We start from the raw sequence: 389 nt of genomic DNA, 5'->3' as shown, positions 1-389 counted from the left end.
TCTTCATTCTGGGAAGGCTTTCAAATAGTAAAGTCTCACCAGACAGCATCACTTATTACCCTGACTCTTAAACCTAATTCTGAGGCTAAATGCCTTTGTGGCCTTGAGGCCGAGGCTATCCATGAGTATCAATGGCGTCATGTAAAAGATGCCATGTTGCTCGGTATTCCTGTTGAACTTTCCGTTCAAACTCGAAGAATTAAGTGCCGTGAATGCGGCATAAAAACAGAGGCTTTATCTTGGTTGGAGCCTTATGCTCGTATAACGACGCGTCTAAAAAGCTATATAGAACAACTACTGCCTCTTCTTCCTATTAAGCATATATCCCAGTTAACGGGCGTTCATTGGCACACGATTAAAGAGATAGATAAACGCCGACTTAAACAAGT

Annotated in this window: 1 protein-coding gene; it reads left to right on the top strand. The window is 42.2% G+C overall.

Going from position 1 to position 389, the window contains the following annotated elements; translation table 11 throughout:
• Positions 1–389: helix-turn-helix domain-containing protein (locus Q1A70_RS20520; protein ID WP_299695918.1), on the top strand; the 389-nt coding region annotated here is incomplete at both ends.

Source organism: uncultured Vibrio sp. (assembly GCF_947488985.1).
Taxonomy (GTDB): Bacteria; Pseudomonadota; Gammaproteobacteria; order Enterobacterales; family Vibrionaceae; genus Vibrio.
The sequence above is the reverse complement of the archived record's forward strand: the minus strand, read 5'-3'. Positions and strand labels throughout refer to the sequence as shown.